13 protein-coding genes are annotated in these 13,781 nt (G+C 71.9%); 4 read left to right on the plus strand and 9 right to left on the minus strand.

Features of this window, described 5'->3' with window-relative positions; translation table 11 throughout:
• Nucleotides 1-178: 178 nt before the first annotated feature.
• The 6 genes from ISU10_RS01060 to ISU10_RS01085 all read right to left on the minus strand — a co-directional run bounded on the left by ISU10_RS01060 (nucleotide 179) and on the right by ISU10_RS01085 (nucleotide 7,339).
• Complete coding sequence (locus ISU10_RS01060) at nucleotides 179-1,558, minus strand: amidase (RefSeq protein WP_194694487.1); 1,380 nt, start codon at nucleotides 1,556-1,558, stop codon at nucleotides 179-181.
• Between the two features lie 83 nt (nucleotides 1,559-1,641).
• Nucleotides 1,642-2,253 (minus strand): SRPBCC family protein, encoded by a 612-nt coding sequence (locus ISU10_RS01065; protein ID WP_194694488.1) that lies wholly within the window; start codon nucleotides 2,251-2,253, stop codon nucleotides 1,642-1,644.
• Nucleotides 2,250-4,649: an aerobic carbon-monoxide dehydrogenase large subunit gene (cutA, locus tag ISU10_RS01070; RefSeq protein ID WP_194694489.1), complete on the minus strand. Its 2,400-nt coding sequence runs from the start codon at nucleotides 4,647-4,649 to the stop codon at nucleotides 2,250-2,252. Before cutA ends, ISU10_RS01065 begins: the two co-directional genes overlap by 4 nt.
• Nucleotides 4,646-5,149 carry a (2Fe-2S)-binding protein gene (locus tag ISU10_RS01075; RefSeq protein WP_194694490.1) on the minus strand — a complete coding sequence of 168 codons (504 nt, stop codon included), beginning with the start codon at nucleotides 5,147-5,149 and terminating at the stop codon, nucleotides 4,646-4,648. Before ISU10_RS01075 ends, cutA begins: the two co-directional genes overlap by 4 nt.
• Entirely contained in the window at nucleotides 5,146-5,976 is an 831-nt protein-coding gene (locus tag ISU10_RS01080) for an FAD binding domain-containing protein (protein WP_194694491.1), read from the minus strand. Before ISU10_RS01080 ends, ISU10_RS01075 begins: the two co-directional genes overlap by 4 nt.
• Before the next feature lie 94 nt (nucleotides 5,977-6,070).
• Nucleotides 6,071-7,339, minus strand: coding sequence for a PucR family transcriptional regulator (locus ISU10_RS01085; RefSeq protein WP_194694492.1), 1,269 nt, complete (start codon nucleotides 7,337-7,339; stop codon nucleotides 6,071-6,073).
• A gap of 451 nt (nucleotides 7,340-7,790) precedes the next feature.
• On the opposite strand from ISU10_RS01085, the gene ISU10_RS01090 reads away from it, so the two are divergent.
• Genes ISU10_RS01090 through tpx form a run of 4 tightly spaced genes read left to right on the plus strand, consistent with a single transcriptional unit; the run spans nucleotide 7,791 to nucleotide 11,608 of the window.
• A complete protein-coding gene (locus ISU10_RS01090) occupies nucleotides 7,791-8,291 on the plus strand; it encodes an oxamate carbamoyltransferase subunit AllH family protein (protein ID WP_194694493.1) in 501 nt (166 codons plus the stop codon).
• On the plus strand, nucleotides 8,288-9,703 hold the full coding sequence (locus ISU10_RS01095; RefSeq protein ID WP_194694494.1) for an AllF/FdrA family protein: 1,416 nt from the start codon (nucleotides 8,288-8,290) through the stop codon (nucleotides 9,701-9,703). The genes ISU10_RS01090 and ISU10_RS01095 overlap by 4 nt, the downstream gene beginning before the upstream one ends.
• Nucleotides 9,703-11,091, plus strand: coding sequence for a YlbE family protein (locus ISU10_RS01100; RefSeq protein ID WP_194694495.1), 1,389 nt, complete (start codon nucleotides 9,703-9,705; stop codon nucleotides 11,089-11,091). The genes ISU10_RS01095 and ISU10_RS01100 overlap by 1 nt, the downstream gene beginning before the upstream one ends.
• 25 nt (nucleotides 11,092-11,116) lie before the next feature.
• Nucleotides 11,117-11,608 (plus strand): thiol peroxidase, encoded by a 492-nt coding sequence (gene tpx / locus ISU10_RS01105; protein WP_194694496.1) that lies wholly within the window; start codon nucleotides 11,117-11,119, stop codon nucleotides 11,606-11,608.
• Nucleotides 11,609-11,632: 24 nt separating this feature from the next.
• Here the strand turns inward: tpx and ISU10_RS01110 are convergent, their stop codons facing one another.
• Genes ISU10_RS01110 through ISU10_RS01120 form a run of 3 tightly spaced genes read right to left on the minus strand, consistent with a single transcriptional unit; the run spans nucleotide 11,633 to nucleotide 13,775 of the window.
• Nucleotides 11,633-11,959, minus strand: a complete 327-nt coding sequence (locus tag ISU10_RS01110) for an MGMT family protein (RefSeq protein WP_228499030.1) — start codon at nucleotides 11,957-11,959, stop codon at nucleotides 11,633-11,635.
• Nucleotides 11,956-12,489 carry a hypothetical protein gene (locus tag ISU10_RS01115; protein WP_194694497.1) on the minus strand — a complete coding sequence of 178 codons (534 nt, stop codon included), beginning with the start codon at nucleotides 12,487-12,489 and terminating at the stop codon, nucleotides 11,956-11,958. Before ISU10_RS01115 ends, ISU10_RS01110 begins: the two co-directional genes overlap by 4 nt.
• On the minus strand, nucleotides 12,486-13,775 hold the full coding sequence (locus tag ISU10_RS01120; RefSeq protein WP_194694498.1) for a DUF58 domain-containing protein: 1,290 nt from the start codon (nucleotides 13,773-13,775) through the stop codon (nucleotides 12,486-12,488). The genes ISU10_RS01115 and ISU10_RS01120 overlap by 4 nt, the downstream gene beginning before the upstream one ends.
• Nucleotides 13,776-13,781: the final 6 nt, after the last annotated feature.

The following is a 13,781-nucleotide window of genomic DNA, read 5'->3' on the forward strand; positions in this document are numbered from 1 at the left end:
CTTCGGTCGCCGCGGCTCGCGGGTGACAGCTGGGTCGGGACCGGATCTGGAGCGAGGCGATCGCTGGGTCACCACGGCGGTCAACGAAGGGCCCTGGCACTCATACTGCCGGGGCCCTTCACCTATTTCACCGCCGAGCGGAGCTCGCCTGTCGGCGCTGCTGCCGCGCGCCGACCCCTCAGTCCAGGGCCTCGAAGGCCGCGGCGATCTCCAAGAGCCGGCGGTCGGCTCCGTGCCGGGCGACGATCTGCACGCCGACAGGCAACCCGTCACGCGTCGTGCCGGCCGGCACCGAGATGGCCGGGCAGCCGGTGACGGTGATGAAGTACGCCGACCGCATCCAGTCCAGGTAGGTCTGCATCGGCGTGCCGTTGATGTCGGCGGGGAACTCCTGGTCAGCCGGGAAGGGCGGCACCTGCGAGGTCGGCAGCACCAGCACGTCGTACCGCTCGAAGAACAGGCGCATCGTCTCGGCGAGTGCCGTGCGGTCGCGGTAGGCGCGGGCGACGTCGGCGCCGGTGAGCGACTCACCGGCCCGGATGTTGTCGGCGAGCGACCGCTTGAAGGCGTCGGGATGCTCAGCCAGCCGCTGGCCGAAGGTGGCCTGGAAGTGCCAGGCGCGCAAGGTACGGAAGGTCTGCTCGGCAAGCCCGAGTTCAGGCTGCGCCGCCACGACGCGCGCACCGGCGGCACCCATCGCGGTCCCCGCCGCCTCGACGACCGCTGCCACCTCGTGGTCGACCTCGATGGCGCCTGCGAGGTCGGGACTGAGCGCGACGCGGATCCCTCGCAGGGAGCCGCTGTTGAGCGGGGAGAAGCTCTGGCCCGGGTCACCCAGGGCGAGCGGGGCGCGCGCGTCCGGGCCGGCGATCACGCTCAGCAGCAGGGCGACGTCGCCGACGGTGCGCGCCATCGGGCCGCCCACCGAGGTCGTCTCCCACTGGTTGTCGCTGGGCCATTCGGGAACCCGGCCGAGGCTGGGCCGCAGACCCACCACGCCGCAGAACGAGGCGGGGTTGCGCAGCGACCCGCCCATGTCCGATCCCTCGGCCAGCGGCACCATGCCCGCTGCCAGCGCACAAGCCGCTCCCCCGCTCGACCCGCCGGCACTACGGGTGGAGTCGACCGGGTTGAGCGTCGTACCGAAGACGGTGTTGAAGGTGTGGCTCCCGGCCGCGAACTCCGGGACGTTCGTCTTGCCGATCGGCACCGCCCCCGCGTGTCTGATCCGCTCGACGATGAGCTCGTCGCGGTCCGGCACGTGGTCGGCGTACAGCGGGCTGCCGTACGTCGTTGGCCAACCGGCCACCTCGTGGGTGTCCTTGAACGCCCACGGCAGTCCGTGCAGCGGTCCTCGTTCGTCGTACGGCGTACGGTCGGCCTCGCTCGCTCCGTCTCTGGCTCGGTCCTCGTCCAGGCTGACGATCGCGTTGAGGTGGGAGTTCTTCTCAGCGATCCGCGCGAGGTGGAGGTCCATCAGCTCGGCGCACGAGATCCGCCGTGCCTGGAGCGCCGCGAGCATCTCGCGGGCCGTCGACTCGACGTTCAGGTCCCCCACTGGTCAGGCTTTCCCGTCGCGGGTCAGGTGAAGCTTTCCCTGACGTCCGACGGATTCCCCGGACATCCGGGGAAACCAACGCCTCACCGCCGCCGCCCGAACAGCGAGCCCGCGACGACGCCGAGCAGGACCAGGCCGGCGCCGACGGCGATGCCCTTGACGAAGTCGGACCGGGGGGAGATGGCGGGGGCGGTGAAGACCTGGCCGGCGACGGGGGTCTCGGCGGGAGTGCCCGTAGGAGCAGCGGCGGGCAAGGCCCCGCTCAGGGCCTTGTCGACGTTGCCGAAGAACTCGCCGGCCATCCGCTTGGAGACCGAGGTCAGCATCCGCTGGCCCACGCCGCCGATCATCCCGCCCACCACCGCGTCGGCGTCCCAGGTGACGAGCGTCGTCGCGTCGTCGATGGAGGAGAAGCCCACGTTGACGGTCGCGCCGATCGTGCCCGGCGCGCCGGTGCCGTCCAGCTTCATCACGAGCGACGACGGCTCGGAGAGGTCGGAGAGCACGCACGTGCCGGCGTAGGTGCCCTTGATCGCGGCCACGCCCGCGGTGACGGTCATGTCGTAGGAGTTCGCGCCGGTGGCGACCAGCCGCTCGCACCCGGGGATCGTCGCGACCAGCACCGCGGGGTCGAGCAGCGCGTCCCAGGCGCGCGACACGGGCGCGTGCAGGGTGTTCTCTCCGGCGATCCTCATGACGGCTCCTCCTGATGAAGACGGCGTAGGGCGAACAGCTCCGAGGGCGAGATCGGCATCGAGGTGATCGAGAACCCTTCGGCATCGGAGATCGCCGCGGCGAACACCGCCGCGGACGGGATCACGCCGGCCTCGCCCGCCCCCTTGATGCCGAGCGGGTTGAGCGGCGACGGGGTCTCGAGGTGGTCGATGTCGATCGAGGTGGGCACCTCGGTGACATACGGCATCAGGAAGTCCATGAACGACGCGTTGAGCAGCTGCCCGGACTCGTCGTAGGCCATCCGCTCGTAGAGCGCGCCGCCCACGCCCTGCGCCACGCCGCCGTGGATCTGGCCCTCGACGATCATCGGGTTGATCAGGTGGCCGCAGTCGTGCACCACGGCGTACTTGAGGATCTTGATCTCCGCGGTCAGCGGGTCGGTCTCGACGATCACCGCATGCATGCCGGAGGCGAAGGTCGCCCGCTCGGGCGAGTAGAAGTCCTTGCCCTCCAGCCCTGGCTCGTCGTCCTCGGCCACCGGTGGCTTGCCCGGGTCGCCGACCGAGAACTGCGTCGCCATCTTCGACTGCTCGTCGAAGGCGTAGCGCAGCGGGTTGGACAGCACCGCGATCGTGCCGAGGGCGATCGATGACGCGGGCGCCCCCTTCACCGACACGACACCGTCGGTGATCTCGAGGTCGTCCTCGCTCGCCTCGAGCGCATCGGCCGCGATCCGCAGCACCTTCTCGCGTGCCCGTGTCGCCGCGAGGTGGATCGCCGAGCCGCTCATCACCGCGGCGCGTGAGGCGAACGTGCCCACGGCGTACGGCATCCGGCGGGTGTCGCCCGTGACGACCTGGACGTCGGCGAGGGGTACGCCGAGCACGTCGGCCGCGATCTGCGCGAAGACCGTCGCATGGCCCTGCCCCTGCGTGGTCAGGCCCGTGGCGACCTTGACCTTCCCGGTGGTCTCGATGTGCACGTGGGCACCCTCGTAGGGACCCACCCCGGTGCCCTCGACGTAGCAGGCCAGCCCGATGCCGACCTGGCGACCCTGGGCGGCCATCTCGGCCTTGAACGCCGGGAACTCCTCCCAGCCGACCAGCGCCTTCAGCTTCTCCAGCGACGCCGGGTAGTCGCCGGAGTCGTACTCGAGCGCGCGACCGTCTTGGAAGATCAGGCCCTGGTCGTAGGGGAACTCGTCGGGCTGGATGAAGTTCAAGGCGCGTACGTCGGCTCGGTCCTTGCCGAGGTAGGCAGCGATGGCGTCCATCGTCCGCTCCATCACGAAGCAGCCCTGCGGTCGCCCGGCGCCGCGGTAGGGAGTCACCATCACCGTGTTGGTGAACAGCGACTCGAACCGCACCCGGTAGGCACCCGGTTTGTAGGGACCGAGCAGCTGGGTCGAGGTGATGATCGGGACGATCAGGCCGTACGGCGTGTAGGCGCCGTGGTCGTGCCAGAACTCGACGTCGAGCCCGAGCAGCCGACCGTCGTCGTCGAAGCCGACCTCGACGTGGTGGACCTGACCGCGCTCGTGGGCCGAGGAGATGAAGTGCTCGCGCCGGTCCTCGACGAACTTCACCGGCCGGCCCAGCAGGCGCGCCGCCAGAGGTACGAGCAGCTCCTCGGGCCACGGGTGGTTGATCTTGACCCCGAACCCACCGCCCACGTCGGGCGTCACCACGTCGACCTGGCCGAGGTCGAGGCCGAGCTTGACCGCGATGGCCGCACGCACGCCGGTCGAGGTCTGGGTCGAGGACCAGACGGTGAGGCGGTCGATGTCGCGGTCCCATCGGGCCACCGTGCCGCGGCCCTCCATCGGCTGGCAGGCGCTGCGCTCGACGGTGAGGTCGAGGGTCAGCACGTGCGGGGCGCCGGCGATCGCCGCCGGCGCGTCACCGTTGCTCTGCTCCATGCGGGCACCGACGTTGCCGGGCACGTCCTCGTGCACGAGAGCGGTGGCGGACCGCGCGGCCTCGATGCCGACCACCGGTGGCAGCACCTCGTAGTCGACGCGGATCCGGCCGACCGCGTCCTCGGCGACGTAGCGGTCGTCGGCCACCACGAAGGCGATCGCCTCACCGACGTAGTTGACCTCACCGTTGGCGAGTGCGTACTGCGTGCGCGCGTGGGTCAGCGTGGGGTGCGGGATCAGCAGCGGGAGCGGGTCGGCCATCGGGGCCGAGAGGTCCGCGAGGTCCTCGTAGGTCCACACCGCATGGACGCCCTCGAGGTCGAGGACGTCGTCGACGTGGACCTCCAGCACCTTGGCGTGGGCGTGTGGCGAGCGGAGTACGGCGGCATGCAGGGTGTGCGGACCGGCGTCGATGTCGTCGACGTACCTGCCCTGGCCGCGCAGGAACCGCTGGTCCTCGACCCGCTGGACGCGCGTGCCGAACAGCTTGGTGGTCATGGCTGCGCCCTCGTGGTCTCGGCATCCCGCAACTCGGCGGCCCGCAGCACGGACTTCACGATGTTCTGGTAGCCGGTGCAGCGGCACAGGTTGCCGGCGATCATGTCCCGCGCCTCGTCCTCGGTGGGCGACGGGTTCTCCTCGAGCCCGGCGGTGATCGTGGTCATGAAGCCGGGCGTGCAGAAGCCGCACTGCAGTCCGTGGCACTCGAGGAAAGCCTGCTGCACAGGGCCGAGCGAGTCGTCGGCGTTGGTCAGCCCCTCGACGGTGGTGATCTCGCAGTCGACAGCCGACACCGCGAACATCAGGCACGACCGCATCGGCCGCCCGTCGACGAGCACCGTGCAGGCACCGCACACGCCGTGCTCGCAGCCGACATGGGTACCGGTGAGGCCCAGCTCGTGACGCAGGGCGTCGGAGAGGAGACGGCGAGGTGGTACGGCGACGTCGTGCGCGACGCCGTTCACGTGCAGGCGGACGTGGTGGAGTTCCTCGCTCACGGCGCTGCCTTCATCCGGGCCATCTCCCTCGCCGCGGCCACGACCCGGGCCGTCAGCACGCGCACCAGCTGGGCCCGGTAGTCGGCACTCGCGTGGATGTCGTCACCCGGATCGAGCCGGGCGAGTGCGGTTTCGCCGAGGTCGGCCTCGGCGAGGTCGGTGAGGTCGACGACGGTTGGCACGTCGCACACGGAGAGGTAGCCGGCTCGCACGGAGTCACCGTCGACGAGCGCTGCCACGCCGCACAGCGCGTAGTCGCCGTGACGCCGCGCGACCTCCTCGAACGCGACGCCTGCGCGCTCCCCCAGCGCGGGGAACCAAGCAGACACAGCGATCTCGTCGTGATGCAGCGACGACTCCATCGGCCCCACGTAGAGGTCGTCGGCAGCGATCGTGCGCCGCCCACCCGGACCGGCGACGTCGACCGAGCCGCCCAGCAGCCGCAGCACCATCGGCATCTCGGCCGCCGCGTCGGCGTGGACGATCGAGCCGACGGTGGTGCCGCGGTTGCGGATGGTCGCGTGCGCGACGTTGGCCAGGGCCAGGCTGACGAGCGGCTGGACGCGGCGTACGTCCCCGGACGCCAGCACGTCAGCGTGCCGGGCCAAGGCGCCGATGCGTACGCCGTCGGGGCCGGCCTCGATCCCGTCGAGGTCCGGCAGGCCGTTGATGTCGACCAGTCGGGACGGAGACGCCAGCCGCATCGAGAGCAGCGGCACCAGGCTCTGCCCGCCCGCCAGCACCTTCGCCCCCGGGTCGCCGGCAAGGCCCGCCACCGCGTCGTCGAGCGACGCGGGCCGGACGTACTCGAAGGGAGCCGGCTTCACGACCGCCAGTCTGCCGCTCCTGCCTCCCGCCTTCACGCACCCCCGACGGCGAATCCTGACGAACCTTCTCCAGGGGTGCTGGCAGTCCTGGCGCTCAACCCGCGATCTCGAGCACCCTGAGGGCGACGGCCACGTCGAGGCGGAGGTGGGGGTCGGAGGAGAGCGGGCCGAGCAGGCGTTCGAGCTTGGAGACCCGGTAGCGCATGGTGTTGTAGTGGAAGAACTGCAAGCGCGCGGCCTCCGCGACGTTGAAGTTCGTGTCGAGCAGCACCTGCAGGGTCTCGCGCAGGTTGGCCGCATCGGTGGTCTGCTCGGTGAGGGGGCCGAGCACGTCGCGGGTGAAGGCGCGTAGCTCCTCGGCATCGGGGATCAGGGCGATCAGGCGGTGCAGGCCGAGCTCGTCGAAGAAGGTCGTGGAGCCCGTGCCGCGGACCCGCCGGCCGATCTCGACCGCCCGCCTGGCCTGGGCGTAGGCCTCGGGGAGCGCCGCGACGTCGGGCGCCACGCGACTGACCCCGACGGTGAAGCTGCGGCGACCGCCACCCTTGTCGCCGGCAACCCCGGTGACCACCCGGCGTACGACGTCGTGGCCCGGCCACGTCTCGGTGACGCGCTCGACGGTCACCGGCAGCAGCGTCACCACCTCGGAGCTGAAGTCGACGCTGGGGATGCCGGGGTCCAGCGCTTGGGAGACCTGGCGCCAGGCGGCCGAGAAGCGCTCTTGCCACGTGCGGCGCTGCTCTCGCGAGGCGGGCTTCTCCTCGCGAGGCTGCGGGTCGATCTCGGCGACCACGACGACTACGGGATGACCCAGGGTCCAGCCGAACGCGGACACGTGCTCCTCGACGTAGGACTCCTCCCCCACGCCACGCACGAGCAGGTCGCGCATGAAGTCGCCCTGGTACTTGTTCTCGACCGCCGACACGGCGCTCTGGCGCGTGATCAGCAGCGCGGCCACGATCGCCACGCGCTCGAGTGCGTGCACGTCGACCTCGGTGATCGGGCGGTCCAGTCGCAGACAGACCAGCCGCGCGAGGTCGGTGCCGCCGGCCGCGACCCGCAGCGATCGCACCTCGCCGACCTCGAGCAGCAGGCCGTCGTCCTTGACGCGTTCGACCCGGACCCGACCGGTGGCATCGACCAGGCGGCTCACGGCCAGCGCCTCACGCCCCTCCTGGCTGATGGCACTGGCCCGCTCGCGTCCGTCGGTCGAGGTGAAGACCACCTCGATGCCGAGGACGTCGGCTGCCTCGGCCGCGATCTGGTCGAGATCGCCCCCCTCGAGGACCAGGTGGGTCAGGGCCGTGTGCAGCGCGTCGATCCGGGCCAGCGCCAAGCTGGCCTCCTCATCGACCTTCATCATGGCCTCGTCCCTGTCAACACTTGGGGCGCTACCTCCCCATCGATTGGCATAACCTCACAGCGGCCAAATGTAACGGCGCCCGATAGCGTCGGGAAGCGTGGTCTCCGTGAGCGCCCCCGCCCGCGTGGTCGACCGTCTCCGCACGGCCCCCGACGGCCCGGTCCCGGTGCTACACCATTCGCCCCACGCGCTGTACGTCGAGGTGAACGGAGCCTGCGTCGGCGTGGTCGGTCCCGCCGCGGCCCAGGTCCCCTGTGCGCTACGCCTGTCCACAGGCACCGCGGGCGTGTCGGCGCTCGCGGTACTCGCGAAGCAGCCTGTGAGCCCCTATGTTGAACGCGGGACCCTGTGTCTGACCGGTCACCCCCTCCGGATCGGACGATTCGTGGATGTTCGCGTACCCCGAATCGACCCCAGCAGAGTCCTTCGGGCGGCGAGCCCGGCAACTGCGGTGGCGCGGCCCCCCCGACCGGCCGCAGGCGGCGCAGGGCTCGCCGCCCACTCTGCGGGCCGCGCCCACTCTGCGGGCCGTCAGCTTCCGGAGCTGTCGGTCACTGACGTCGTCGAGGGGTTGCCGGCGCTGCCCCGACGCATCGATGCCGGACTCCTCCGCGAGCTGGTCGGCAACGGCGGCGGACTGACGCCCCTCGGCGACGACGTGCTGTGCGGCTGGCTGGCGGTGCTGGTCGCGACCGGCCGGCTGACCGACGCCGTCACCGACGCCGTACGCGCCTCGCTCGACCGCACCACGGTCCTGTCGGCGACCTTGATCGACTGCGCGCTGCACGGGGAGGTGCTGCCGGAGTTCGTGACGTACCTCCGGGCCCTGGGCACCCCGGCGGAGGACGCCGCCCTCAGCAGGCTCACGGCCATCGGGCACACCTCCGGGGCCGGCCTGTGGTGGGGCGCGCGCCACGCACTGACCACGCTCGCGACCCAGGAGGCCGCATGACCGCCGGCAGGATCCACGTGGAGCTGAGGTCCGGCGCCTACGCCGACTCCGTGACACTGCTCCAGGTCAGCCGCGACGTGGCAGGCGTCGACGGGGTGTTGGCGGCGCAGGTCGCGATGGCGACGCCGCTCAACATCGATGTGCTCCGGGGCATGGGATTCGACGTACCTGCCTCGAGTCCCAACGACATGGTGGTCGCCGTTCGCGCAGCCGACGACGCCGCGCTAGGCCGCGGGCTCGCGGCCGTCGAGCAGTCGCTGGCAGCCGTTCGTCGACCCGGAGGAGCGACGACGGGCGGCCAGCAGCCCCACCGCACGTCCGCCTCGGCGCTGCGTGCGGTGCCCGACGGGCTGGTCCTGGTGTCGACTCCCGGACCGAGCGCGATCGTCGAGGCCGTCGACGCCCTCGACGCCGGCTGCGACGTGATGCTGTTCAGCGACAACGTGCCCGTCGAGCAGGAGGTCGCACTCAAGCGGCTGGCCGCCGCACGCGGACTGCTCGTGATGGGTCCCGACTGCGGGACAGCCGTCGTCGGCGGGCTCGGCCTGGGCTTCGCCAACGTCGTCCGCCCGGGCCCCGTCGGCATCGTCGCGGCCTCGGGTACGGGCTGCCAGCAGCTGCTCGCGCTGCTCGACCACGCAGGGGTCGGCGTCACATCCGCACTCGGCGTCGGCGGGCGCGACCTGTCGGCCGAGGTCGGCGGCCTCGCGACCCGGGAGGCGCTGCGCCGACTCGACCTCGATGACGACGTCGAGCTCATCGTGCTGATCTCCAAGCCACCCGCGCCGGAGGTGGCAGCCGACATCGAGGCGTACGTCGCCTCGCTCGGCACTCCGGTCGAGCTCGCGTTTCTCGGGCCCGGGCGCCCCGACCTGACGGCGGCCGCCGAGGCAGTGCTGCGACGGCTGGGACACGACGTACCGACGTGGCCGGTGCGCGTGCCGGGGGCCGCCCATCTGGGAGGACCGGGCACCCTGCTGCAGGGCCTGTTCGTCGGCGGCACCAACTGCACCGAGGCGCGCATCGTCGCCGAGTCCCTGCTGGGCACCGACGGTGGACATGGGTTCACCGACTTCGGCGATGACCAGTACACGAGCGGACGGGCCCATCCGATGATCGACCCGACCATCAGGCTCGAGCACCTCGCACGAGTGGCCGCCGACCCCACCACCGCCGTGGTGCTGCTCGACGTCGTCCTCGGACACGGCGCGGAGCCCGACCCGGCAGCCCTGCTGGCGCCCGCCATCGCGCAGGTTCCCCAACCGGTCGTGGTGAGCCTGGTCGGCACGGCCGACGACCCCCAGGACCGGGACCGCCAGGCCGCGCAGCTCGCGGCTGCCGGCGCCGAGGTGCACCTGTCCAACGCCGGCGCCGCACGCCGGGCGGTTGCCCTGCTGGGAGGTACGCCCTGATGGACACCCCCACCTCCGTCGTCGCCGTGGGCGCCGACCTGCTCGCATCGGCTGTGGAGTCCCAAGCCGTCCCGGTGACCCGCGTGGACTGGCGCCCGCCGATGCCGGGCACCGAGGACGACCTGGTCGAGGTCGCCCTCGACCCGCTGCGCGCCGACGCCAACGCGCGCGCGCTCGCGGCCGTGCTCGACGTCCAGGCGACCCTCGTCGACGTCGCTCCGGCCTCGGAGGTACTCGGCCTGGAGCCGGGCCAGTTCCTCCACGCCGGACCGCCGATCGAGTGGGGCCGAGCGTCCGGGCCGCTGCGGGGGGCGCTGCTGGGTGGCGCCGCCCTGGAGGGGCTCGTCGCGGACCCCGACGACGCCGTGGCGCTCTTCGAGTCGGGCTCCTCGGTCTCCCTCGAGCCCTGTCACCACCGCGGCACCGTCGGCCCGATGGCCGGCGTGGTCACGCCATCGATGTGGATGTGGGTGCTGGAGGACCAGCGCACGGGTCGGCGTGCGTTCTGCTCGCTCAACGAAGGCCTCGGCAAGGTACTGAGGTACGGCGCGTACTCACCGGACGTGCTCCAGCGGCTGCGCTGGATGGGTGGGGTGCTCGGGCCGTTGCTCCGGGCCGCCGTGCGCGCGAGCGATCCGGTCGACGTCACCGGCATCCTCACGCAGATGCTGCAGATGGGCGACGAGGCCCACAACCGCAACCGGGCCGGCACCTTGATGCTGCTGCGCGACCTGTCGCCGGCGCTGGTCTCGGCGGGCGACCCGGCCGACGTGGCCGACGTACTGCGGTTCGTCGGCGGCAACGACCACTTCTTCCTCAACCTGGCGATGCCGGCCTGCAAGCTCGCCCTCGACGCGGCCCGGGGCATCGACGGCTCGACCATGGTCGTGGCGATGGCCCGCAACGGCACCGACTTCGGCATCCAGGTCGCCGGCACGGGCGGCGAGTGGTTCACCGGGCCGGCGCAGCTCGCCGACGGCCTCTACCTGGGCGACTTCGGTCCCGACGACGCCAACCCCGACATCGGCGACTCGGCCATCACCGAGACAGCCGGCATCGGCGGCTTCGCGATGGCGACGGCGCCGGCCATCGTGCGGTTCGTGGGCGGCTCGGTGCCCGACGCGTTGGCCACTACCCAGCGGATGCACGAGATCACGCTGGGCGAGAACCCGCGCTGGCAGGTGCCGGTGCTGGAGTTCCAGGGCACGCCGACCGGCATCGACGTCACGATGGTCTGCCGGACGGGCATCCTGCCCCAGATCAACACCGGTATGGCCGGGCGGGTGGCGGGCGTCGGGCAGGTCGGCGCGGGGCTCGTCACTCCCCCTGCCGAGATCTTCCCGGCCGCGCTCTCCCGTCTCGCTGACCTGGCCCGCGCGCGAGGCTGATCCACCGCCCTGCTAGGAATGCAGCATGGCTACCACCCGGCTCGGAGAAGCAGAAGTCCACACCGTCGGCGAGCTGCCCGCCGTCGGCAGCGCGGCACCAGAGTTCACCTTGACCAACGGTGACTTCGCCGACGTCACCAAGACGCCGGGCAAGCGCACCATCCTCGACATCTTCCCGACCATCTCCACCGGCGTGTGCCAAGCCGGGGTCAGGGCGTTCGCCAAGCTGGCTCCCGGCCTCGACAACACCGAGATCATCGCGGTCTCCCAGGACCTGCCCCTGGCCGTGGCCAACTACTGCGGCGCGGAGGGGATCGAGGGACTGATCGTCGGCTCGGCGTTCCGCTCCGGCTTCGGCACCGACTACGGCATCACCATGGCCGACGGGAACTGGCGTGGCCTCCTGGCCCGCTCCGTCGTGGTCATCGACACCGACGGCACCGTCCTCCACACCCAGCTGACCCCCGCGATCGGCACCGAGCCCGACTACGAGGCCGCAGTCGCCGTCCTGCGCTGACCCCACGCCGAGTCGGCTTCGGCCTCAGAGCTCGGGCCTGAAGAAGGCGGCCTTGATGTCGACGTTGCCGGAGGCGCGCACGGGAGTGCCCTCCTCGAGGTAGCGCAACCGCGCCTCGCCCTGGTGGCTCGAGGGCAGCGAGCCGTCGGCGCGGACCACGCGCCACCACGGCACCGGCCCGCCGTGGGCAGCCATCACCGAGCCGACCAGCCGTGGTCCACCGCCGCCCATCACGGCTCCGACCACCTCGGCGATGGCACCGTAGGTCGTCACCCGGCCGCGCGGGACCTGCTCGACGCACTGCAGCACCCGCTCGGTGTAGTCGTCCCAGTCGATGCCGCTCGCGTTCATGCGTCCTCCGCCTGCGGCATCAGCGCCTGGATGACCGCCACGGCGACCACGGTCACCGACACCGCGACCGCCAGCCCGAGTACCCAGGCCGTGTGGGAGTCGGGCAGCTCCTCGACGCCGCGCGCGACCAGCCAGACCAGCACAGCCGGCACCAGGAGCAGGAGACCTCGTACGGCCCAGAGCCGGACAGCACCCGCGGCGACCGGCAGTCGCGGTGGCCCGTAGCCGAGGATCAGTGCCGCCAGGTGCGCCGCCAGCATCGCGGCCGCCGCCACGATCGCAGCAGCTGGTAAGCCGACCGGGTCGCTGGCGGCCCAGGCCCAACCGACCAGCAAGAGGACACCGGCGCCGACGACGGACTCCGGGAACAGGGCCCAGCCCGCCGCCAGCAGGAGTGCTGCGACGCCGAGCCACACGGGAGGTCGCGACGTGGCCAGCCCACGTGAGTAGAGCGCCGCCAACGTGCCGGCCACGATCACCGCGCGCAGCGCCCACTGGCCGCGGGTGCCGCCTCGCCAGTCGGGGATCATCGCGTGCGCACCTGGGGCAGCTGGGCGCGACGGGCCAAGCGGTGGAGCACGTCATCGAGGGTGCCGGGTCCGCGCCACGTCACGACCGGGCAGCCGTCGGCGGCCAGCGCGGTCAGCAGCTGGTCGCGCTCGGTGCGCCGCAGCCGCCACGCCAGGTCGGCGACGAAGCCGTCGGCGCCGTCGACAGCCAGCGTCCGAGCGTCCTCGGGGAGGGTGTCGACGGCCAGCACGGGAAGCCCGCGGCGGTGCAGCGAGGCCGTCGTGGTCGCGATCGCCTCGGACATCATCGGCGACAACACCACCACGACGGTGCCCGCGGTGACCGGGAACCGCAGCCGCTCGGCGGCATCGTCCGGCATCCGGGCGGGTCTGACGCTCGCGAGACGGCCCAGCAGCACCCGCAGGTGGCGAGGCCCCGATCCGAAGCCGACGAACTGCCAGGCGGCCCCGATGATCCGCAAGGCGACGCGGTCCCCGTGCCGCGAGAAGTGCTCGGCGAGCGCGGACGCTGCTCGCATCGTGACGTCGAGGCTGCTGGCACCGCCACCGACACCACCGGACCGACCCAGGTCGGCCAGGGCATCGACCACCAGCAGCACCCCGCTGTCCTCCTCGCCACGCGCCGTCACGACGTGGAGGTCACCGGTGCGCAGCGAGACGCGCCAGTTGATCCGGCGCAGACGGTCGCCCGCCTGGAAGTGCCGGATGCCGGCGAACTCCGTGCCGTCGCCCACGCGTCGCGACCGGTTGGCCCCGACGAGCCCGAGTGGTTGCGGCGCCTCGGCGGAGCTGTCGAACGGCGCCGAGGCCGGCAAGACAGCCATCTCGGCGCCGTGCTCCAGCACCGGACCCCAGCGATATCCGGCCCAGCGACTGGTCAGGGCGACCTTCTCCTCGCCGAGCGTGCGGCGACCCCAACGCCGCGGGCTGATCTCGAGCACCGGGACGCCGTCGCGCAGCAACCCGCTCACCCGCCCGGAGGCAGGGTGCAGAGCAACGTAGGGCGCCTGGGCGCTGATCCGGGTGACCTGCTCGGCACCTTCGTCATTGCTGAGGCTCAACCGCGACCGGGTGCCCTGACCCTCGTAGAGGGAGACGTGGTCGAGCTCGCCGCGAAGCACGGGCGAGCTCGACGGCCGCATCACCAGCGCGATCGCGGTCAGCACCACCAGCGGGGCCGCCATCACCACCAGGGCCGGCTCACCGAGCAGCACAGCTGCGCCCAGCAACAGCGCTCCGACCAGCAAGGAGCGGCTCAGGGCAGGTGTGACGGCCCATCTCCTCATCGAGCG

The sequence above is a fragment of the Nocardioides agariphilus genome, from assembly GCF_015352445.1.
GTDB classification, from domain to species: domain Bacteria; phylum Actinomycetota; class Actinomycetes; order Propionibacteriales; family Nocardioidaceae; genus Nocardioides; species Nocardioides agariphilus.

What these genes read in the sequence shown, in the direction of transcription:
- ISU10_RS01065 (WP_194694488.1), bottom strand. Translation starts at nt 2,253, where the DNA reads ATGAGGATCGCCGGAGAGAACACCCTGCACGCGCCCGTGTCGCGCGCC.
- cutA (WP_194694489.1), bottom strand. Translation starts at nt 4,649, where the DNA reads ATGACCACCAAGCTGTTCGGCACGCGCGTCCAGCGGGTCGAGGACCAG.
- ISU10_RS01085 (WP_194694492.1), bottom strand. Translation starts at nt 7,339, where the DNA reads ATGATGAAGGTCGATGAGGAGGCCAGCTTGGCGCTGGCCCGGATCGAC.
- ISU10_RS01095 (WP_194694494.1), top strand. Translation starts at nt 8,288, where the DNA reads ATGACCGCCGGCAGGATCCACGTGGAGCTGAGGTCCGGCGCCTACGCC.
- ISU10_RS01100 (WP_194694495.1), top strand. Translation starts at nt 9,703, where the DNA reads ATGGACACCCCCACCTCCGTCGTCGCCGTGGGCGCCGACCTGCTCGCA.
- tpx (WP_194694496.1), top strand. Translation starts at nt 11,117, where the DNA reads ATGGCTACCACCCGGCTCGGAGAAGCAGAAGTCCACACCGTCGGCGAG.
- ISU10_RS01110 (WP_228499030.1), bottom strand. Translation starts at nt 11,959, where the DNA reads ATGAACGCGAGCGGCATCGACTGGGACGACTACACCGAGCGGGTGCTG.
- ISU10_RS01115 (WP_194694497.1), bottom strand. Translation starts at nt 12,489, where the DNA reads ATGATCCCCGACTGGCGAGGCGGCACCCGCGGCCAGTGGGCGCTGCGC.
- ISU10_RS01120 (WP_194694498.1), bottom strand. Translation starts at nt 13,775, where the DNA reads ATGAGGAGATGGGCCGTCACACCTGCCCTGAGCCGCTCCTTGCTGGTC.